This window comes from Microbaculum mangrovi (assembly GCF_051390635.1).
In the GTDB taxonomy this organism is placed as follows: domain Bacteria; phylum Pseudomonadota; class Alphaproteobacteria; order Rhizobiales; family Tepidamorphaceae; genus Microbaculum.
Genome location: NZ_JBPODT010000001.1, coordinates 648,418 through 667,440, shown reverse-complemented (window position 1 = coordinate 667,440; position 19,023 = coordinate 648,418). Strand labels below are relative to the sequence as shown.

The window sequence follows — 19,023 nt, the reverse complement described above, 5'->3', positions numbered from 1 at the left end:
GGATCTGGTTGTGATCAGGCGGCCGTCTCGCCGGCCTTTGCTTCAGGGGCCTTCCCGGCCTTGCCCTTGAGACGGGCGAGGACGTCGTCGGCCCGGACCTTGTCCTGCGGACCGAAGCCGGCGGCGGCCATGCGGTCCTTGACCCCGTCGTGGCTGAGCTCCGCCTCGATCTCGTCGAGAATGCCGCTCTCCTCGAACGGGTCGTCGCGGGCGATGACCTGCTCGATCAGGTCCTCTGCCTCACGGATCGGAGTCGTGTTGCCGATCGACCGGTTCAGCTTGCGCTGCGCCTTCCTTTCGGCATCGATCGCCTGTGCGGTGATCTGTCCCTGCTTGAGGTCGACGACGCGGCGGTGAGCCTTTTCGATGGAAAGGCGCATCCGCTTGATCTTCTCTTCAAGGCTCCTGTGTGTGACGACACGCACCTCGCGCTCGTTCTCAAGCTCGGCGATGGCCGCGGCGCCGTCATGGGCGTGCTTCTTGTCGCCGGCGTCCAGGGCCTGGCGCGTGCGTTCCTCCAGATCCCGTATCTGGCCGTTCAAGGTTTCAACCGACCGTTTTTGCGCCCGCTCGCGCAGGATGATCGATGCGAGGGTCTCCTTGGCGGCCGAGAGCGAGGCCTCCGCCTCGCGGATTTTCTGGCCGATTAGATCGACCGCGTAGTGGTCTTTCAGTTTCGCCTCGGCCCGGGCACCGGCGCCGGACATCAGCGTCTTGAACAGGTTCAACATGATTGCCTCCCTTGGCTCATAGATTTGAACAATGTTCACAAATGCACCATATCCTATTTTGAATGTCGTTCAAGAACTGTTTTGAACTATGTTCAAAGACTGGTGGTTATGATTAATGAACGGTTACGGAACCGAATCGCGGCGGACCGCTCCGGGCTCTTCGCGCCCCCGGCGGGCGTCGTTTTGAGCGGCGGCATCCGGAGGCGGAGCCGGGAGGCAGAACATGACACTGAACAAGACTGAGGTGCGCGAGCGCGCCCTTGAGGTCGCCGGCCAGCTGATGGCGGCGGAAGGCGGCGAGGGGCTCAAGGCCCGCGCCGTCGCCAAGGAAGTCGGGGTCTCGGTCGGTACGATCTACAATATCTTCGGCGACCTCGACGATCTTCAGAGGGCGGTCAATCTGAAGCTGCTCGACGCGCTCGGCGCGGCCAGCGAGACGGTTATGGCCGAGATGCGGCAAGCCGGGGTTACCGATGTGCGCGCGCTTCTGATCGGCCTGGCCCGCACCTATTTCGACTTCGTCCGAGCCAACACCCGCCACTGGCAGGCGCTGCTTGCCCTGAACGCCCGCATTCCGCTTTCCGACCAGCCGGATTGGTACGCGGACCGCTTCGATCTCCTGTTCGGGATCATCGGCGATGTGCTGCGCGCCACGCCGCTCGGCGGCGACGATGAACGGCGCAACGTCGCCGCGCACGCCCTTTGGGCGAGCGTGCACGGCATCGTCACCGCCGGCTACGCGCGGCGCGGCCGCTTGGACGGGGAGACGGAGATCTGGCGGCAGGTCGACATGCTGATCAGCACGTTTCTGAAGGGGCTGGACAGGGCCTGAAGGGGCTGGCCGGACCTGAAAAAGGCTGGAACGACTGCCCCACCCACAGGCACCACGAAAGCGAACGGCACCTTTGACGTCGGCGCGGTTTGTCGCCGGTCCCGCGCCCGTGCTACCCCCTGACGTCTATCAAAGGAGGCTTTCCATGACCTGGCGCGTATATCTTTCCGGCGAGATCCATACCGATTGGCGCGAGCGCATCGTCGAGGGGGCGCAGGCCGCCGGCCTCGACGTCGCCTTCACCGCGCCGGTGACCGATCACGAGGCGTCCGACGATTGCGGCGTGGCGATCCTGGGAAGCGAGCCCGACAAGTTCTGGCACGACCAGAAGGGCGCGCGGCTCAACGCGATCCGCACCCGAACCCTGATCGGCGGCGCCGATGTCGTCGTCGTGCGGTTCGGCGACAAGTACAAGCAGTGGAACGCGGCCTTCGACGCGGGCTACGCCGCGGCGCTGGGCAAGCCGCTGATCATCGTGCACCCGCCCGAGCACCAGCACGCGCTGAAGGAGATCGACGCGGCGGCGTCAGCCGTCGCCGAGACGCCGGAGCAGGTGGTGGCCTTGCTTCGTTACGTTATCGACGGTGCCCTGGACGGCTATACCGACCAGCAGCAGGCGGCCGAATAGCCGTCGGGCCATTCCGGATCCGCGCATGCGGGGGGCGTGAGGGCGCGAAGGCGGCTCCGAATTGTTCTCGTATTACCAAAAACCAGCGAGACCTCTTCCCTCGGGGCAAGGGGGTGTTGATCCGGATAAGCCGGAAATCACGCTGGATTCGCTGTATTTTGGGCCGATTTTGCGTTCGTGCCGGAACCATCGGTCATCAAGCCGCGATCTTGGGTCGGCCATAGTTCCCCTGAGGGGAACGCTGCATTCCGTTTTTTTCGCCTTGTGACGATCTGAAACATTCGAAACACTTTTTTTTGCTGCCGGCCGTGCAGCTGAAACGTATGGCAGCGAAAGTAACTCCCGTCGGTCGCGGTATTAGCGTCGCAGACGGGACTTTAGAAGGCGCCGCCGGTTTCCGTAGGGCGACGAGGGCCCCCAACCTCGTTGTCCGTCGCTGGGATCCAATCCCGGTCGGAACCGGCGGTGTCGACTGACACCCCGCTGTCCCCCGCGTTCTCGTCTCGCCAAACGCTTCCGCTGACGCCGACGGGTTCGTTGCCGCCCTTCCTCCTACGCGGCGCCGAACCGGATCTCGCAGCGGCGTCCCGGATTTCCCCGGTCCGGACGCCGCTGGCGTTTTTCGCGCCCACAAAGCCGGAATCCCGCACCTTGCGCGCGGCCGCGGATGTCGAAATCCGGACAATTCCTGTCGTGATTTGCAATCGTGTCACGATCGGCCTATATGAGGTGCGTCCAACCAAAGATTTCTGTCTCGGCGCGGAGTGTTATCGCTCTCCGCGGGGGAGATTCTTGTCTATCAATCAGGAGGTAAAACGAATTATTATGGGGGATAAAATGGTAGAATTAGATAAGACAGGAAAAATTGTACTTGATCATGTCTATAACGAGCCGGACCCGAGGCCGTATTTTTCTGCACTTCAAGCGTTCGATTATTCGATCCCCGGCGAGGCGGCTCCCGTCTTCCGGCAGGTGATCGCGGCCCTGCGCGAAACCGGCGAAACCCAGCCGTTGAACCTCGTCGATCTGGGCTGCTCCTATGGCGTCAACGCCGCCATCCTCAAGCACGGCCTCAGCATGGACGATCTCTACAGCCGGTATGCGGGCGCCGGGACGGCGGATCTCGACCGCGACATCCTGATCGCGCGCGACCGGAACTTCTATACGGACAACCCGGCCGATCCCGACCTGGAGATTTTCGGCCTGGACGTTGCCGATAAGGCGATCGACTATGCGGTTGAGACGCAGATGCTGGATGGCGGCATCGCGGCGAACCTGGAGACGGGCGCCCTGCCGGAAACCGCGGCGGACCCGGTCGCCGAGGCCGATCTGGTCATCTCGACCGGGTGTATCGGCTATGCCAGGCAGCCGACCCTGAAGAAGATCATCGAGGCCGGCAACGGCAATCCGCCCTGGATGGCGCATTTCGTGCTTCGCATGTTCCCCTACGAGCCGTACGACGACCTGCTCAGTGAGTACGGTTACGTCACCGAGAAGCTGTCCGGCACCTTCCGCCAGAGGCGGTTCGCCTCGGCCGACGAAGAATCCCGGGTCCTCGACAATCTCGCCGCGATCAACGTCGATCCGAGCGGCAAGGAGGCGGAGGGCTGGTACCACGCCGAGTTCCACCTGTCGCGGCCGAAGGCGGCCGCCGAGGAAGCGCCTCTGGATCGCCTGTTCAGGCACTAGCCGCCCTGTCGGTCATGGCGGATCGCCGCGCGGAGCGGCGCGCTTGACGGCGCGTCCCGATTGCGGCCTAACAGCGCCATGACCGATGCCCAGACCAAGACCGTGGATCTCGTCGCCCGCTACTACAGGGCCTTCAACACCGGCAATGTCGATGGGATGCTCGACTGCCTTGGCGATCACGTCGTCCACGACGTGAACCAGGGGCAGCGGCGCGTGGGCAGGGAAGCGTTTCGCGAATTCCTCGCCCACATAAACCGCTGCTACAGTGAGCAGGCTGTGGATCTCCTGGTGATGGCCACGGACGACGGGGCGCGCGCCGCCGCCGAGTTCACCGTCCTCGGCGCCTATCAGGTGACGGACGAGGGGTTGCCGGAGGCGCGGGGCCAGACCTATCGGCTGCCGGCGGGCGCCTTCTTCGAAATCGAGAACAACCGTATCGTCCGCGTCACCGCCTACTACAACCTGAAGGACTGGATCGCCCAGGTGGAGGCGTAGGTGTGCGTCGAGATCACGACGCTGACGGGAGCGGGCGTCGCCCCGATCGTCGATGGCTTGGCCCGCCTGCGGATCTCGGTCTTCCGCGACTTTCCCTATCTCTACGCGGGCGATCGCGCCTACGAGGCGCGCTATATCGGCGATTTCGTCGCGATCCCCGGCGCCGCCGTCGTGGCGGCGACGGACGGCGGCAAGCTGGTGGGCGCGGCAACCTGCGCCCCGCTCGCCGGCGAGGTGGCGGCGTTCCGCAAGCCCTTCGAGGACGCCGGAATGGATGTCTCGCGGTTCTGCTATTTCGGCGAGTCCGTGCTGGACCCGGCCTATCGCGGGCTGGGCATCGGGCACCGGTTCTTCGATGGCCGGGAGGCGCATGCCCGCGCGCTCGGGCTCGACTACGCGACCTTCTGCGCGGTTATCCGGCCCGAGGAGCATCCGATGCGGCCGGCGGGCTACAGCCCGCTCGACGCGTTCTGGACGAAACGTGGTTACGGCAAGGTCGACGGTCTTGTCGGCCGGTTCTCCTGGACGGATATCGGCGCAGAGGCCGAGACCGACAAGCCGATGCAGTTCTGGACGCGGGCGCTGTAGCGCCGCGCCTTACTCGTTGATTTCCCAGGTCACGCTGACATTGACGCTGAGCGACTGCTCGCCGGCCTCCACGGGTACCGCGGGGGCGGATTCGGCACGCATCATCATAGCCTTGCGCGGCGCCGGCGCGTAGCCGCCGGCCTCGGAGATCGACTGGACACGCGACAGGTTGACGCCGGCGGCGTCGGCATAGATCCGGGCCTTGCGGGTCGCATCGGCAATGGCGAGGCCGCGGGCCTCGTCGAGGCGCTTGTCGGCGTCGGAGACGACGAAATTGATACCGTTGATCCGGTTGGCGCCGACGGTGACGGCCTTGTCGAGTACGCTGCCGAGCGTGTCGAGATCGCGCACCCTGACGGTAACCGCGTTGGTCACCGAGTAGCCGATGATCCTCGGCGACTCCGTGTCGTCGCCGTTCTTCGGAAAGTGGAAGCGGGGCTGTACGCTGAACCCGGAGGTCTGGATGTCCCTGGCCTCGATGCCGGCCTCTTTCATTGCCGCGATCACGGCGGCGATCGCTTCGTTGTTGGCGTCGAGCGCCGCGCGGGCGGTCTCCGCTTCGGTGACGACACCGGATTGAATCAAGGCCATGTCGGGCGTGGCGAGGATCTCGCCGGTGCCGGCCAGCGACAGGGTCGGGCGGGGGGCTTCTTCGGCGTGCACCGGGCGGGCCATCAGCGCGGCGGTGGCGATCGCGCCGGCGACCAGGCCGGCCCTCAGGATGACGGTAAGATGCATCGGATCCTTTCCGTTGCGGGTCTCAATGTTGGCGGCGACCTTGCCCACCTAATTGAGACCGCAATACGGCGCCGTTATCGGAAAACTGTGGTTAACGAAGCGTTAAATCCGTCGATTGGGCACGGTTTCGGACCGGATCAGGCCGCGCGGCCGCGGATCAGGCCGGACCGCTCGATCACCTCTGGGATCGAGGCCTCGTTGAGCGGTGCCATGATATGGGCGCCGGCGACCCCGTCGATCCCGGCAAGCTGCTGCAGCAGCTCGACGCAGATCGTGCGGCCTTCGGCCTTCGGGTCGGCGGCCCGTTCCATGCGCTCGACGATCCACTCCGGCATGGTGACGCCGAACAGCTTGTCGCGCATCCAGATGGCCGAACGGGCGGAGGCGAGGGGGGCGACGCCGATCAGGACATGCACTTTCTCGGTCAGCCCGTGGTCAGCCAGGCGGGTCACGTAGCGGCGCACGACCTCGGGGTCCATGCAGAACTGTGTCTGGACGAACTGGGCGCCGCCGGCGACCTTCGCCGCCAGGCCGTCCGGCGTCCAGTCCGGGGCCGGGTCGATCGGCATGTCGGCGGCGCCGATGAAGAACCGGGCGTCGCCCTTCACCTCGCGGCCCGACGGCAGTTGGTGGCGGTCGCGGATGCTGATGACGGTCTCGGTGAGGCCGCGCGAATCGAGATCGAAGACCGGCTTGGCGTCCGGCTGGTCGCCGGCCGTGGGATCGTCTCCACGCAGGATCAAAAGGTTCCGGATGCCGAGGGCGGCGGCGCCCATCAGGTCGCTCTGGATGGCGATGCGGTTGCGATCGCGGCAGGTCATCTGCATCACTGGCTCGATGCCGGCGCCGGCCAGCAGCGCGGCGGAGGCGAGCGAGCACATGTGCGACCGGGCGCCGGCCCCGTCGGTCACGTTGACGGCGTCGGCGAGCCCCTTCAGCGGCATCGCCTTGTCGAGCAGCAGGCGCGGGTCCGTCGCCGCCGGGGGAACCAGCTCGGCGGTGATGGCGAAATGGCCGGCCTCCAGCACGGCCTGGAGATTGCTCTTGTGGTCTGCTGCCTCGGCCATGCCGGCGGGTCCCTTCCAGTTCTGGTGTCGTTGCGACCGGTCCGCCGGCGCGTCTTGGATGTGACTAACCAAGCCCGCGGCAGCGGTTCGATCAAGCCTGTCCCGGAAAGAAAGCGCCCGGCGACCTCGCGATCACCGGGCGGATACCGATCGCCGCTCGTGCTTAGAACATCGGCGGGTAGGGCCGGCCACCGCGATCGAGCGTGATCCAGCGAGTCTCGGTGAAGGTCTCCATCGACCAGCGCCCGCCGTGCTTGCCGACGCCCGAGGCCTTGAGGCCGCCGAAGGGCACGTGCGGCTCGTCGTTCACCGAGGAGCAGTTGACGTGGCAGTTGCCGGTGTCGAGCCGCCCGGCGATCGCGAGCCCGCGGCTCTCGTCCCCGGTCATCACCCCCGCCGACAGGCCGTATTCCGTATCGTTGGCGATGCGGATGGCCTCCTCGTCGGTCCGGAACGGGATCACCGGCACGACCGGGCCGAAGGTCTCTTCGTCATAGATCTTCATGCCGGGCGTGACGCCGGTCAGGATCGTCGGCTCGACGAAGCGGCCCTCGATCTTGCCGCCGAGGGCGATCTCGGCGCCCTTGGCCAGCGCGTCCTCCAGCTGCGCGCGCACCTTGTCGACCTGCTTGTCGTTAATTAGCGGACCGATGATGTTGCCCTTGTCCTTGGTCGGATCGCCGACGCCGAGCCTGGCGGCGCGCTCGACGAACTTCGCCAGGAACTGGTCGAAGATCTTCTCGTGGACCAGCACCTTCTCTACGGACATGCAGATCTGGCCCTGATGCATGAACGCGCCGAAATTGGCGGCCTGGGTGGCGCGTTCCATGTCGGCGTCGTCGCAGACGATGAGGGAATCCTTGCCGCCGAGCTCGACGCAGCATTTCTTCAGGTGCGCGCCGGCCTTGGCCGCCACCTGGCGGCCGACGGCGGTCGAACCGGTGAACGAGATGCCCTTGACGTAGGGGTTCTCGATCAGCTCGTCGCCGACCTCCCGCACCTTGTCGCGCGAGCAGGTGACGACGTTGAGGACGCCTTCCGGCACGCCGGCTTCCTCGAACACCTCGGCGAACAGCAGGCCGCCGCAATAGGGCGTTTCCTCGGAGGGCTTCAGCACCACCGTGTTGCCGGCGGCGATCGGAAAGGCCAGGCCGCGCGCGGTCAAAAGCACCGGGAAGTTCCACGGGCTGATCACCGAGACGACGCCCATGGCGCGGCGCACCGCCATCGACATCTTGCCGTATTCCGACGGCAGCACCTCGCCGACCGACTGGTAGTTGGCGGCCGCGGCGGCATGGAAGATCTCCGGCACGTATCCGGTCTCGAACATGCCCTTGCCGAACCAGCCGCCGCCCTCGGCCTGCAGCGCCTCGACGATCTCCATCTGCCGCTTCTCGAAGACCTCGGCCACCTTCAGCATGTAGTGGGCGCGCTTGGTGAAGGGCAGCTCGGACCAGGCCGGAAAGGCGGCCTGGGCGGCCTCGATCGCGGCGCGGGCCTCGGTGACGCCGGCATCGGGCACCTGGGCCCAGACCGCGCCGTCGGACGGGTTGTAGTCGGCGAAGGTCGACGGGGCCGTCGACCAACCGCCCGCGATGTACATGCCTTCGAATACTCTCGCCATCGTCGTCTCCCTGGTACGTGTTTCGTTGGTTTCCGCCGCCTTCTTCCCGGCTGCGGTTGCAATGGGTCCTGGATCAGGTCCAGGACACACGGCTGTTCGTGAGGCTTGGCCGCGCCTCGAAAACAAAGGCGCGTCCTGGACCTGATCCAGGACCCATGGGGCCGTCTCGCGTGCTCGTGGCCAGCGTCTTCATCCCTTGGCCCTGCGCGCCCTTATGTGGGCCGCGTGAATTTCGCTGGCCCGGTCGGCCAGCTCGGCGGCCATGCGGCTCAGCGCGCTGACGTCGCCCGGGGCGCCCGGTTGGTTGCCCGGTGGGGCGGCCGGTGGGCTGGCCGGCGCCTGATCTGCGGTCTTGTCCGTCTCCGCCGCCCGCCGCGCGCGGATATGGGCGGCGTGGATCTCGGTGGCCCGCCTGGCCAGGTCGGCGGCCATGCCGGCGAGGGCCTTCGCGTCCGGATTTTGCTGCGCGGCCGCGGCGCTCACCGCGCGTAGGCTGGCGATATGGGCGGACTGGATGTCGGCGGCGCGCCGGGCGAGGTCGCCGGCCATCCGCGACAGGTCCTGCGCCGTCGGCGAGGGGGCGATGGCGACGGGTTCTCCGCGCGGTTGCACTGCCGGTTCGGCTTCCGCCGCCCCGCCCAGATAGGCGCGGCGCACGGCGGGATCGCCGGCGAGCGCGGCCGCCGCATCCTCGCCGACGATGTGGCCGTTTTCCAGAAGGTAGCCGCGGTCGGCGATGGCGAGGCTCTGCCTGGCGTTCTGCTCGACCAGCAGGATGCCGGCGCCGGTCTCGCCGATGGCCTTGAGCGTCCTGAACAGCTCCGTGCACAGAAGCGGCGACAGGCCGAGCGAGGGCTCGTCCAGCATCAGGATGTCGGGACGGCTCATCAGCGCGCGGCCGATGGCCACCATCTGCTGCTCGCCGCCGGACATGGTGCGGGCGATCTGGCCGCGGCGCTCGGCGAGGCGGGGAAACAGCGCGAAAACGCGGCTGAGATTGGCGCTTTCCTCGGCGCGGGCGCGGCGGGCATAGGCGCCCAGCGTCAGGTTCTCCAGGACGGTCAGGTCGCCGAAGATGCCGCGGCCTTCCGGCACCAGCGCGATGCCGCGCTCGACGATCTCGGCGGGACTCAGTCCGGCGATCGGCCGGTCGTCCATCGCGATGGCCGAGCCGGGCGCGGGCACGACCATGCCCGCGATCGCCTTCAACAGCGTCGACTTGCCGGCGCCGTTGGCCCCCAGCACGACGCAGATCTCGCCCTTGCGCACATGCACCGAGACGGTCTCGAGCGCCTTGTGACGGCCGTAGAAGACGGACAGGGCCTTGGTCTCAAGCATCGGACTCCCCCAGATAGGCGCGGACGACCTCCGGATCCGACAGAACGTCCTCGACGCTGCCGTCGGCGATTGTTCTGCCGGTGTTCATGACGACGCAGCGGTCGCAGAGCGATCGGATCGCGTCCATCACGTGCTCCACCATGACGATGGTGCGCCCTTCCTCGCGCAGCGCGGCGACCAGCTCGATGCCGGTCTTCAACTCGCTCGGGTTGAGGCCGGCGAGCCATTCGTCGAGCAGGAGCACGCGCGGGTCGCCGGCGAGCGCGCGGGCGAGCTCGAGCCGCTTCTGGTCGATATAGGTGAGCGCCGTCGTCGGTGTGTCGCCGCGTCCGGCGAGACCGACCCGGTCGAGCAGGTGGCGGGCGCGGTCGCGAGCCTCCCCGCCCCAGGACTGGCGGTGGCCGAACACCGCGCCGGCGACGACGTTGTCCTCGACGCTGAGCGAGGGCAGGACGCGGACGAGCTGGAAGGTGCGGGCGACGCCGGCCCGGGCGATGGCGTGGGCGGGCAGGCCGGAGATGCGTTTGCCGTCGAGCGTGATCGCGCCGGCGGTGGGCTTCAGCGCGCCGGAAATCAGGTTCAGCATGGTCGTCTTGCCGGAGCCGTTCGGGCCGATCAGGCCGAGCAGCTCGCAGGGCATGACGTCGAAGCTGACGTCGTTGACGGCGACGAGGCCGCCGAACGCCTTGCGGGCACCGGCGATGGCGAGTAGCGCCTTGGGACGCGGGCCGGCGTTCGGGCCGGTGTTCGGGCTGGTCTTCGGGGCGAGCGCGGGCGTCATGCGATCCACCGCGTCTTTCCGGCCGGCTGCGCCGCGCCGCCCCTGAGCCGGGCGTAGGCGGTTTCGATCCAGCCGGTGATGCCGTTGGGGATCAGGTAGACGACCGCCAGGAAGGCGAGGCCCATCAGGATCGACGTGTGGTTGGGAAACTGCGCCGAGACCGCGTCGAAGACGATGGTGAAGGGGATGACGCCGACGAGCGGGCCCCAAAGTCGCCTGGTGCCGCCGAGCAGCGCCATGATCACCACCTGGAAGGAGATCATCGGATTGAAGGCCGAGGGCGGCTCGATATAGGCGAAGCGCGGGGCGAGGATCGCGCCGACGACGCCGATGAAGGCGCCCGAGACGACGAACAGCAGCACCTTCGCCCGCGCGGTGTCGATGCCGACATGGGCGGCGACCGTCTCGTCGTTGCCGATGATGCGCATGGCGAAGCCGAGGCGGGAGCGGTTGATCGCCCAGCCGGTCAGGAAGATCGCGGCGGTGAGCGCCAACAGCATCCAGAAGATGTGCGTCTCGGTGAACTCGGTGAAGACGTAGAGTCCGATGCCGGTGGTGAAGTTGGTCTGCACCCAGGTGACGATCTGACGGATCAGTTCGGCCAGGCCGAGGGTGAAGATGACGAAATAGACGCCCGACAGCCTGAGCGTCGCCAGCCCGACGAGGGCGGCGACGAAACCCGACAGGACGGCGGCGATCGCCACCAGCATCCAGAACGGCACCGACTCGACGCCGATGCCGACGGTGTAGGCGCCGATGCCGAAGAAGGCGGCGGTGGCGAGCGAGATGTAGTGGGTCGGTCCCGAAAACAGCGTCCAGGCGGTGCACAGGGCCGCGTACATGACGATGTTGACGCCGAGCGACAGGTAGTAGCCGTCGTCGAACAGCGGCAGGCAGGCGATGCCGGCGAATGCCAGCGCGGCCAGCAGCCCGATGCCGATCTCGTGGGGCTCCGGCCGGCTCATGCCTGCTTCCTTCCGAAGATGCCCTGCGGCCGGAACAGCAGGGTCAGGACGAACAGGAAGTAGGTCGCCGCCAGCGTCAGGCCGGGGTCGATCAGGCTCGCCACCGCGGTCTCGGCGACGCCGAGGATCAGGGCGGCGAGCACCGCGCCGCGGACGTCGCCGACGCCGCCCATGATTACGATGATCAGCGCCTTCATGGTGAAGACCACGCCCATCGAGGCGTTGAACGTATAGAAGGTCGACAACAGCCCGCCGGCGGCCGCGGTCAGCGCGCCGCCGAGCGCGAAGGCGAAGGCCGAGGCCCTGGCGACGTCGATGGCGACGAGGCCGGCGGAGACCGGATCGACGGCGACGGCGCGCACGGCGGTGCCGTAGCGGGTGTGGTAGAGGAACAGGTAGAGGGCGCCGGCGAGCGCCACGGCGGCGACGAAGGCGACGACGCGGTTGAGCCCGAAGGGGCTGCCGAAGATGTCGAAGGGCTCGGCGAGGAAGGCGTAGCTGAAGTATTCGCCGCCGAAGCCGAGCAGCATCAGGCCCTGGAACAGGAACATCAGGCCGAAGGTGGCCAGGATCGAGTCGACCTCGAGCTGGCCGCGGTTGCTGGCGCGCGTCACCAGCGGGCGCAGCAGCAGCGCATAGACGAACCAGTTGATCACGAAGGCGGCGGGGGCGACGAATCCGAGGCTCGCGATCGGATTGATGTGCAGGGCGGAGAAGAACCAGAACGCGCCGAAGCAGGCGGCGACCAGCGTCTCGCCGGTGGCCAGGTTCATGATGCGCGCGACGCCGTACTGGAGCGTCAGCCCCAGGGCGATGAGCGCGTAGGTCCCGCTCAGGAGTACGCCGGTTACAACGATTTCCATCGGGCCTTTCCGGTTCCGGACACCCGGCGCGGAGTATACCCCGCGCCGGATGAGGGAGTGTTAAAGGCGCTTACCAGCCCGTCTTGGCCACCGGCGCGACCGCGCCGTCGAGGCCGGTCGAGGCGACGCCGTGGAACTGGCCGTCCTTCCACTGGCCGACGGTCCAGAACGTCCGGTTGACGTTGCCGTCGAAGGTCATGCCGCCCATGATCGTGTCGAACGAGCCGTTGGTGAGCTGCTCGATGACCTTGGCCTTGTCCAGCGTGCCGGCGCGCTCGATGGCCTGCTCGAGGACCTGAAGGCTCGAATACATCACCGGGCTCGCCCAGTAGTCGGCGCCGACGCCGGTGACCTCCTGGTGCTGCTTGTACCAGGCCTGCATCGCCTCGGTGTCGGGATTGACGCCGCCGGCGCCGAGAACGCCCTCGGCCGAGGCGCCGAACTTGCCGGCATAGGCCGGGAAGGCGGTGGCGACGCCGACATAGAAGGCGCCGACGTCGAGGCCGGCGATCTTGGCCTGGTCCGTCAGGCCGAAGGTGTCGGGCGGATAGGAGAAGGCGATGAAGGCGTCCGGATCGGCGTTCTTGGCCTCGCTGATGACCGGGGCGAGGTCCTGGGTGCCGAGCGGATAGGAGGAGTCATAGACGATCTCGAAACCGGCCTTCTCCAGCGCCGGCTTGCCGGCATTGGCGAGCTCGATGCCGAAGGCGTCGGCGACGTTGACGACGGCGACCTTGTTGCCGATGGCGCCGGCGTCCTTGAGCGTGGTCAGGACGTCGGCGACCGACTCAGCGAAGGCCGTCGAGGTGCCCAGCGTCCAGAACGAGTTCGGCCAGCGCGCGGCCGACTCGTCGACCTTGTCGGACACCGCGGTGACGGCGATCTGCGGGTAGCCGTACTTGGCGAACAGCGGCGCGGTGGCGAGGTTCAGGCCGGTGCCATAGGGCGCGACGATGAAGTCGGCCTTGTCGACGGTGGCGAGGCGCTGGATGTTCTTCACCGCCTCCTCGCCCGAGGTGCGGTCGTCATACTCGATCAGCTCGACCTTCATCTGCTTGTCGCCGACCTTGATGCCGCCCTTTTCGTTGACGTTGTGGACCCAGAGCTGCAGCGCCGGCCAATGGGTGACCGCGGCGCCGCCGGCGAGCGGGCCGGTCTTGGGGGCGCTGGCGCCGATCTTGATGGCGTCCTGGGCGGCGGCGTTCCCGGCCGCCAGGCCGCCGGCCACCAGCGCGGCGCCGGCGATCTTGAGGATGTCTCTGCGTTTCATGATGTCCTCCCTGGTCGTAAACGGCTTTTCCGTTTTCGTTGCCCGATCCGACCGTTCAGATCGGGTAGTGTTGCGGTTCCGTCTGGATGGTGATCCAGCGCAGTTCCGTGAACTCGTCGATGCCGGCCTTGCCGCCGAAGCGGCCGTAGCCGGACGCCTTGATGCCGCCGAAGGGCATCTGCGCTTCGTCGTGGATGGTCGGCGCGTTGATGTGGCAGATGCCGGACTCGATCTTCTGCGCCACCTTGAGCGCGCGGGCGATGTCGCGGCCGAAGACGGCGGCGGCGAGCCCGTATTCGGTGTCGTTGGCGACAGACACGGCCTCCGCCTCGTCGGCGACGCGGATGACCGAGGCGACGGGGCCGAAGGATTCCTCGTAGTAGATGCGCATGGTCGGGATCACGTCGGCGAGGATCGTCGGATCGACGAAGACGCCGTGCTGGCTGCCGCCGGCGACCAGCCGGGCGCCCTTGCGCACCGCGTCGTCGATCAACCCCTTGACGCGGATCGCGGCCTGTTCGGTGATCATCGAACCGAGCTGGCAGGCGGGATCGGACGGATCGCCGGCGCGGATGGCCAGGGCGCGCGCCTTGAAACGGGTCAGGAACGCCTCGGCGACCGTCTCGTCGACGATGATGCGCTCCGTCGACATGCAGATCTGGCCCTGGTGGAAGAACGCGCCGAACACGGCGGCGTCGACGGCCTCGTCGAGATCGGCGTCGTCGAGAACGATCAGCGGCGCCTTGCCGGAAAGCTCCAGCAGGCAGCGTTTCAGGTGGCGGGCGCAGGTCTCGGCGATGATGCGGCCGACGCGGGTCGAGCCGGTGAAATTGACGCGGCGGACGGCGGGATGGGCGATGAGTGCCTCGACGATGCGGTCGGCGTCGTCGGGCGCGTTGCTGACGACGTTGAGGGCGCCGGCCGGCAGGCCCGCCTCCTGGAACACCGCGCCGATCAGGCCGTGGGTGCGCGGGCACAGCTCCGAGGCCTTGAGAATGACGGTGTTGCCGCAGGCCAGCGGCCAGGCGGCGGCGCGCACGCCGAGCACGATCGGCGCGTTCCAGGGCGCCAGCGACAGCACGACGCCACAGGGCTGGCGAACCGCCATGGAGAACGAGCCGGATTTGTCGGCGGGGATTACCTCGCCGGCGAGCTGGGTGGTCATGGCGGCGGCTTCGCGCACGATCGACGCCGCCAGGCGGCAGTTGTATTCGCCCCAGCCGCGCGTCGCGCCGGTCTCGGCCGTCATCGCCCCGGCGAAATCGTCGATGCGGGTCAGGATCAGGTCGGCGACGCGGTTCAGCGTCTCGCGGCGCGCGTTCGGGCCGAGGCCGGACCAGGCAGGAAAGGCGGAGGCAGCGACATTGGCGGCGTGGACGGCGTCCTCGACGCTGGCGGCGGCGGCGCGGGTCGCGACCGCGCCGGTGATCGGATTGACGCGCTCGAAGGTCGCGGCGTCCGAGGCCGCGACGCTTTCGTTGCGGATGAGGAGGGCCGCGTCGAGCATCTCCCGTCTGTCCTCCCGGTCTCCCGATCCCGGCCGCGATTGTCTCGTCGTCGCATAGTCCGGGGCAGGCGTTTTTCGTGATCTTTTCAGCAGTGCGGTCTCGTGCCGCTTGTGCCGGTGTCGCCTTATCTTCAACCATAGAAGGCGTTAGCTGGTTTAAAATGCAGATATGTCGGGATCTCTTGCGAATATCTGGCAATTGAGGCCGGACAGATCTATAAAAAACGACCTTAAACTTGCAAAATGAGCCGAGCATGGCGCTGCAAGCGGCATCAGCCTCCGTCCCGATCCGGGCCGAACGCATCGAAAGCGGCCTGCAGGCACGGCATTGGTCGCTGAACCGCGAGGCCGCGGCGGCGGCCCGGCAGATCGTCCTGCTGGCCGACGGCGAAGGCGAGGCCGAGACGGACGGCACGGCTTACCCGTTCTCCGCGCCCGCGATCCTGTGGCTCGGCAATGCGCGGCCCGCGCGGCTGAGGGCGGGGGCCGGCGCCACCGGCTTCCTGGGCGGCATCGGCAATGCGGTGCTGGTCGAGGCGATCGGCGACGAGCCGGAGTCGGTCAGCCTGCGCTACATGGTCGACCGCAACTTCCAGCTTTCGCTCGCCGGTCAGCGCGCGCTTTCCGTGGACATCGTGCGCGCCTTCGAGGCGATCCTGCGCGAGTTGCGCCAGCCGCAGAGCGGGTCGCCGATGCTGATCGCGGCCCATGTGCGGATCGTGCTGGTCTCGATGCTGCGGATCTCCGGCGTCGAGGCGCCGGCAATGCGCGGTCGCGGCGAGAAATCCGGGGTGCTGCAGCGGTTCCGGCAGCTCGTCGAGATGCATTTCCGCGACCACTGGACGGTCGCCCGCTATGCCGGGACGCTGGGTATCTCGCGCGACCGGCTGCACGCCATGTGCACCGCGTCGCTCGGCAAGGGGCCGAAGGCGCTGATCGCGGAGCGGCTGGCGCGCGAGGCGGGGCTGCGGCTCGAGCGCTCGACGCTGACCATCGAGCAACTCAGCCACTCACTCGGGTTTCGCGATCCGGCGCATTTCTCGCACTTCTTCAAGCGCACCACCGGCCTGACGCCGGGCCAATACCGAAGGATGATGGCTTCGTCCGATCCGGAGACGATCGCCGGATCGCCGGCGAGCTTCGCCGACTGGCCGTGATCGGCCTCACTGGCTGGAGATTGTCGTCTGCTCGGCGTCGCCGGTCGTCTTGTCGGGCGTGCCGGCGACATCGGCCGGGTCGCCGTCTATCTGCAGGCTGTCGCTGACGGACTGGCCGAAATCGTTGACGCGGTCGTCGTAGGTCTCCCGCGTTCTCTGGTCGAAGACGGCGACGGGGGCGGTGACCAGCAGGCCGGCGGCGGCGCCGATGTTTGCGCCGGTCGTCGTCGCGAACTGCCCGATGTGGTCGCCGACGCCGGGCTCGAACGTGTTGAGATCCTGCCCGGCGGCGAGCTGCCGGCCGATCAGATGCACGGCCTGCGGGCTCTCGGCGAAGGTCGCGTGGTTCATCCGGTCGCTGGTCTTCTCGTTGGTGAGGTCGACGACGGCGATGCGTTCGCGGGAGAGTTCGTCGCGATAGCGCGGGTCGTTCGGATCGATGGCGCCGAGGCGGTCGGTGCTGCCCCATAGGCGGCGCGAGAATTTCAGCGCCTGGTCCTTCTGCGAGACGAACAGGGTGAAGCGCGGGCGCGGCTCGCCGAAGGCGGCGACCTGGGTGCGGAACACGTCGACGTCGACATCCGGCGCTGCCAGCATGACGTCTCCGATCTTGGTCGTGATATGGCCGTTGCGGATCGCCATCTGGCGCAGGGATTCGAGCGTCAGCCAGTTGCCCATCGAATGGGCGAGGATCGAGATGCTGGACACCGACTTGTCGCGGGCGAGCCGGGCCAGAAAGTCCTCCAGCGCGTCGCGCGAGTAGTTCGTGCTCTCCCGGTCGTAGGTGTAGGAGAGCAGGTTGCCGCGCGACGGCCAGGTGAACAGCACCGGCACCACGTCGGCGTCGGAGTCGTGGACGATCTGCGCGAAGCGGTAGACGGCGTCCTCGAAACGATTGTTATAGCCGTGGACGAAGACCAGCACGTGGCGATCCGGGGTTTTCGCCACCCTGTCGTTGAACCGGGTTCTTGCCGTTTCCTGATCGATGTATTCGGAACCGACAGTGACGAAATCGCGCTGCGGATCGCCCGGCAGACGTCGCGGCCACTGAACCTCGCCGACCGTGCGGTTGTCGTCGGGCGGGATCGAGATGGTGAGGTCGGCATAGGCCATCTGGTCGCCGCGGTTGCCCGAAAACATCAGCGCGGGTTGCGTATCTTCGGCGCTGCGGGTGGTGGCGACGAGGATTTCGACCCGCTCGGTCCCGTAGACCGGCTCGGGAAACGGTTCCAGAACGCCGGTCGCGCGCCTGTCGCAGCCGGCCGCCAGCACCGTCAGCGCCAGCACGACTGCGACGCCGCCGAAGGGCCGTGCGAACGGTGCTTTCTGCGAACTCGAACCAAAAAACATGCAACGCGATCCCGCCGCCGGAGCCTGGACAATTTAGTCGGCGCGCGAGTTTCTATATCCGGTTTTGGCGCCGCTGTCGCCATGCTCGACTCGAAACGGTCCCCCGCCCGCGCCGGATCGGGACGGCTCGCCGCGCCGCGTCGCCGATGCTATCGGTAGTCCCAGAAGAAAATGGGGGAGGGACAGATGAGCCTCGATACGTCAACGATATTCGCCCTGCCGGAGGACGCCGACAGCGCCGTTCTGGTGGGGCGTGTCTGGCGACCCGATGTCGGGGGACCGTCGGTGGTGGTGGTTCGCGACGGGGCGGTCGTGGATATTTCGGCGTCCGCGGCGACGATGCGCGATCTCTGCGAGGACCCCGACCCGGCGGCGCTCGCGAAGGCGACCCAAGGTGAACGTCTTGGCGACTTAGCCGACGTCCTAGCCAACGCGCCGCGCGACCGGCGTGATCCCGCCAAGCCGTGGCTGATCGCCCCGGTCGACCTGCAGGCGGTGAAGGCGGCCGGCGTCACCTTCGCCGTCAGCATGCTGGAACGGGTGATCGAGGAGCAGGCCGCCGGCAAGCCCGAACGCGCCGCCGAGATCCGTACCATGATCACCGAAACGATCGGGCAGGATCTGTCGACATTGCAGCCCGGTTCCGAGCAGGCGATGGCGCTGAAGGCCTATCTGATCGAGAAACAGGCCTGGTCGCAGTATCTGGAAGTCGGAATCGGCCCGGACGCCGAGGTTTTCTCCAAGGCGCAGCCGATGTCCGCGGTCGGCCATCTGGCCGAGATCGGTATCCATCCGCGCTCCACCTGGAATAATCCGGAGCCGGAAGTGGTGCTGGCGGTCTCCAGCCGGGGCGGGATCGTCGGCGCCTGCCTCGGCAACGACGTCAATCTGCGCGATTTCGAGGGCCGCTCGGCGCTGCTGCTGTCGAAGGCCAAGGACAACAATGCCAGCGCCTCGCTGGGGCCCTTCATCCGCCTGTTCGACGCATCCTTCAGCCTCGACGACGTCCGCTCGGCGACCATCTCGCTGGAGGTGGTCGGCGAGGACGGGTTCCGTCTCGAGGGGATGAGCGACATGAGCCGGATCAGCCGCGACCCGGCCGATATCGTCGGCCAGACGATCGGCGAGAACCACCAGTATCCGGACGGTTTCGTGCTCTATCTCGGCACCATGTTCGCGCCGATCGAGGACCGCGACCGGCCCGGCCAGGGCTTCACGCACAAGATCGGCGACGTGGTCACGATCGGCGCGGCGCGGCTCGGGCGGCTGTCGAACCGGGTGGTGCACTGCGCGGACGCCGAGCCGTGGACATTCGGAACGGCCGCGCTGATGCGCAATCTGGCGAAGCGGCGGCTGCTCTAGGAACGGTGGCCCGGCGTGCAGACCGCCGGGATCGGCGG

At 67.4% G+C, this 19,023-nt stretch carries 17 protein-coding genes and 1 pseudogene; 7 read left to right on the top strand and 11 right to left on the bottom strand.

Annotated elements, in window-relative coordinates; translation table 11 throughout:
* Positions 1-14: 14 nt before the first annotated feature.
* Complete coding sequence (locus ACSF9G_RS03180; protein ID WP_436638238.1) at positions 15-731, bottom strand: PspA/IM30 family protein; 717 nt, start codon at positions 729-731, stop codon at positions 15-17.
* A gap of 223 nt (positions 732-954) precedes the next feature.
* On the opposite strand from ACSF9G_RS03180, the gene ACSF9G_RS03175 reads away from it, so the two are divergent.
* From ACSF9G_RS03175 to ACSF9G_RS03155, 5 genes are all read left to right on the top strand, one after another.
* Positions 955-1,563, top strand: coding sequence for a TetR/AcrR family transcriptional regulator (locus ACSF9G_RS03175; RefSeq protein ID WP_436638236.1), 609 nt, complete (start codon positions 955-957; stop codon positions 1,561-1,563).
* A 145-nt stretch (positions 1,564-1,708) separates the two neighbouring features.
* Positions 1,709-2,191 carry a YtoQ family protein gene (locus tag ACSF9G_RS03170; RefSeq protein ID WP_436638234.1) on the top strand — a complete coding sequence of 161 codons (483 nt, stop codon included), beginning with the start codon at positions 1,709-1,711 and terminating at the stop codon, positions 2,189-2,191.
* Between the two features lie 465 nt (positions 2,192-2,656).
* The gene (locus ACSF9G_RS03165) at positions 2,657-3,880 is read left to right on the top strand and encodes a hypothetical protein (RefSeq protein ID WP_436638232.1); all 1,224 of its coding nucleotides are present in this window, start codon (positions 2,657-2,659) and stop codon (positions 3,878-3,880) included.
* Between the two features lie 78 nt (positions 3,881-3,958).
* Complete coding sequence (locus tag ACSF9G_RS03160; protein ID WP_436638230.1) at positions 3,959-4,375, top strand: ketosteroid isomerase-related protein; 417 nt, start codon at positions 3,959-3,961, stop codon at positions 4,373-4,375.
* On the top strand, positions 4,376-4,963 hold the full coding sequence (locus ACSF9G_RS03155) for a GNAT family N-acetyltransferase (RefSeq protein WP_436638228.1): 588 nt from the start codon (positions 4,376-4,378) through the stop codon (positions 4,961-4,963).
* Between the two features lie 9 nt (positions 4,964-4,972).
* On the opposite strand, the gene ACSF9G_RS03150 is transcribed toward ACSF9G_RS03155, so the two are convergent.
* From ACSF9G_RS03150 to ACSF9G_RS03110, 9 genes and pseudogenes are all read right to left on the bottom strand, one after another.
* Entirely contained in the window at positions 4,973-5,701 is a 729-nt protein-coding gene (locus tag ACSF9G_RS03150) for an SIMPL domain-containing protein (protein ID WP_436638226.1), read from the bottom strand.
* 137 nt (positions 5,702-5,838) lie between these two features.
* Positions 5,839-6,768 (bottom strand): methylenetetrahydrofolate reductase, encoded by a 930-nt coding sequence (locus ACSF9G_RS03145; RefSeq protein WP_436638224.1) that lies wholly within the window; start codon positions 6,766-6,768, stop codon positions 5,839-5,841.
* Positions 6,769-6,931: 163 nt separating this feature from the next.
* Positions 6,932-8,392 (bottom strand): aldehyde dehydrogenase family protein, encoded by a 1,461-nt coding sequence (locus ACSF9G_RS03140; protein WP_436638222.1) that lies wholly within the window; start codon positions 8,390-8,392, stop codon positions 6,932-6,934.
* 621 nt (positions 8,393-9,013) lie between these two features.
* Positions 9,014-9,730: pseudogene (locus tag ACSF9G_RS03135) on the bottom strand (ABC transporter ATP-binding protein); the annotation flags it as partial.
* On the bottom strand, positions 9,723-10,511 hold the full coding sequence (locus ACSF9G_RS03130; RefSeq protein WP_436639646.1) for an ABC transporter ATP-binding protein: 789 nt from the start codon (positions 10,509-10,511) through the stop codon (positions 9,723-9,725). The gene ACSF9G_RS03130 and the pseudogene ACSF9G_RS03135, both read right to left, overlap by 8 nt.
* Positions 10,508-11,476 carry a branched-chain amino acid ABC transporter permease gene (locus ACSF9G_RS03125; protein WP_436638217.1) on the bottom strand — a complete coding sequence of 323 codons (969 nt, stop codon included), beginning with the start codon at positions 11,474-11,476 and terminating at the stop codon, positions 10,508-10,510. The genes ACSF9G_RS03130 and ACSF9G_RS03125 overlap by 4 nt, the downstream gene beginning before the upstream one ends.
* Complete coding sequence (locus ACSF9G_RS03120) at positions 11,473-12,339, bottom strand: branched-chain amino acid ABC transporter permease (RefSeq protein WP_436638200.1); 867 nt, start codon at positions 12,337-12,339, stop codon at positions 11,473-11,475. The genes ACSF9G_RS03125 and ACSF9G_RS03120 overlap by 4 nt, the downstream gene beginning before the upstream one ends.
* A 70-nt stretch (positions 12,340-12,409) precedes the next feature.
* Complete coding sequence (locus ACSF9G_RS03115; protein WP_436638198.1) at positions 12,410-13,609, bottom strand: amino acid ABC transporter substrate-binding protein; 1,200 nt, start codon at positions 13,607-13,609, stop codon at positions 12,410-12,412.
* Between the two features lie 55 nt (positions 13,610-13,664).
* Complete coding sequence (locus tag ACSF9G_RS03110) at positions 13,665-15,116, bottom strand: aldehyde dehydrogenase (protein WP_436638196.1); 1,452 nt, start codon at positions 15,114-15,116, stop codon at positions 13,665-13,667.
* 254 nt (positions 15,117-15,370) lie between these two features.
* On the opposite strand from ACSF9G_RS03110, the gene ACSF9G_RS03105 reads away from it, so the two are divergent.
* Positions 15,371-16,273 carry a helix-turn-helix transcriptional regulator gene (locus tag ACSF9G_RS03105; protein ID WP_436638194.1) on the top strand — a complete coding sequence of 301 codons (903 nt, stop codon included), beginning with the start codon at positions 15,371-15,373 and terminating at the stop codon, positions 16,271-16,273.
* A gap of 6 nt (positions 16,274-16,279) precedes the next feature.
* Here the strand turns inward: ACSF9G_RS03105 and ACSF9G_RS03100 are convergent, their stop codons facing one another.
* Complete coding sequence (locus tag ACSF9G_RS03100) at positions 16,280-17,623, bottom strand: alpha/beta hydrolase (protein ID WP_436638192.1); 1,344 nt, start codon at positions 17,621-17,623, stop codon at positions 16,280-16,282.
* Positions 17,624-17,809: 186 nt separating this feature from the next.
* Here ACSF9G_RS03100 and ACSF9G_RS03095 point away from each other — a divergent pair, with 186 nt between their 5' ends.
* Entirely contained in the window at positions 17,810-18,985 is a 1,176-nt protein-coding gene (locus tag ACSF9G_RS03095) for a fumarylacetoacetate hydrolase family protein (RefSeq protein ID WP_436638190.1), read from the top strand.
* Positions 18,986-19,023 lie beyond the last annotated feature (38 nt).

Coding starts and splice junctions, on each gene's coding strand:
- ACSF9G_RS03170 (WP_436638234.1), top strand. CDS start 1,709: ATGACCTGGCGCGTATATCTTTCCGGCGAGATCCATACCGATTGGCGC.
- ACSF9G_RS03150 (WP_436638226.1), bottom strand. CDS start 5,701: ATGCATCTTACCGTCATCCTGAGGGCCGGCCTGGTCGCCGGCGCGATC.
- ACSF9G_RS03125 (WP_436638217.1), bottom strand. CDS start 11,476: ATGAGCCGGCCGGAGCCCCACGAGATCGGCATCGGGCTGCTGGCCGCG.
- ACSF9G_RS03145 (WP_436638224.1), bottom strand. CDS start 6,768: ATGGCCGAGGCAGCAGACCACAAGAGCAATCTCCAGGCCGTGCTGGAG.
- ACSF9G_RS03130 (WP_436639646.1), bottom strand. CDS start 10,511: ATGACGCCCGCGCTCGCCCCGAAGACCAGCCCGAACACCGGCCCGAAC.
- ACSF9G_RS03115 (WP_436638198.1), bottom strand. CDS start 13,609: ATGAAACGCAGAGACATCCTCAAGATCGCCGGCGCCGCGCTGGTGGCC.
- ACSF9G_RS03120 (WP_436638200.1), bottom strand. CDS start 12,339: ATGGAAATCGTTGTAACCGGCGTACTCCTGAGCGGGACCTACGCGCTC.
- ACSF9G_RS03095 (WP_436638190.1), top strand. CDS start 17,810: ATGAGCCTCGATACGTCAACGATATTCGCCCTGCCGGAGGACGCCGAC.
- ACSF9G_RS03180 (WP_436638238.1), bottom strand. CDS start 731: ATGTTGAACCTGTTCAAGACGCTGATGTCCGGCGCCGGTGCCCGGGCC.
- ACSF9G_RS03110 (WP_436638196.1), bottom strand. CDS start 15,116: ATGCTCGACGCGGCCCTCCTCATCCGCAACGAAAGCGTCGCGGCCTCG.
- ACSF9G_RS03160 (WP_436638230.1), top strand. CDS start 3,959: ATGACCGATGCCCAGACCAAGACCGTGGATCTCGTCGCCCGCTACTAC.
- ACSF9G_RS03175 (WP_436638236.1), top strand. CDS start 955: ATGACACTGAACAAGACTGAGGTGCGCGAGCGCGCCCTTGAGGTCGCC.
- ACSF9G_RS03100 (WP_436638192.1), bottom strand. CDS start 17,623: ATGTTTTTTGGTTCGAGTTCGCAGAAAGCACCGTTCGCACGGCCCTTC.
- ACSF9G_RS03140 (WP_436638222.1), bottom strand. CDS start 8,392: ATGGCGAGAGTATTCGAAGGCATGTACATCGCGGGCGGTTGGTCGACG.
- ACSF9G_RS03105 (WP_436638194.1), top strand. CDS start 15,371: ATGGCGCTGCAAGCGGCATCAGCCTCCGTCCCGATCCGGGCCGAACGC.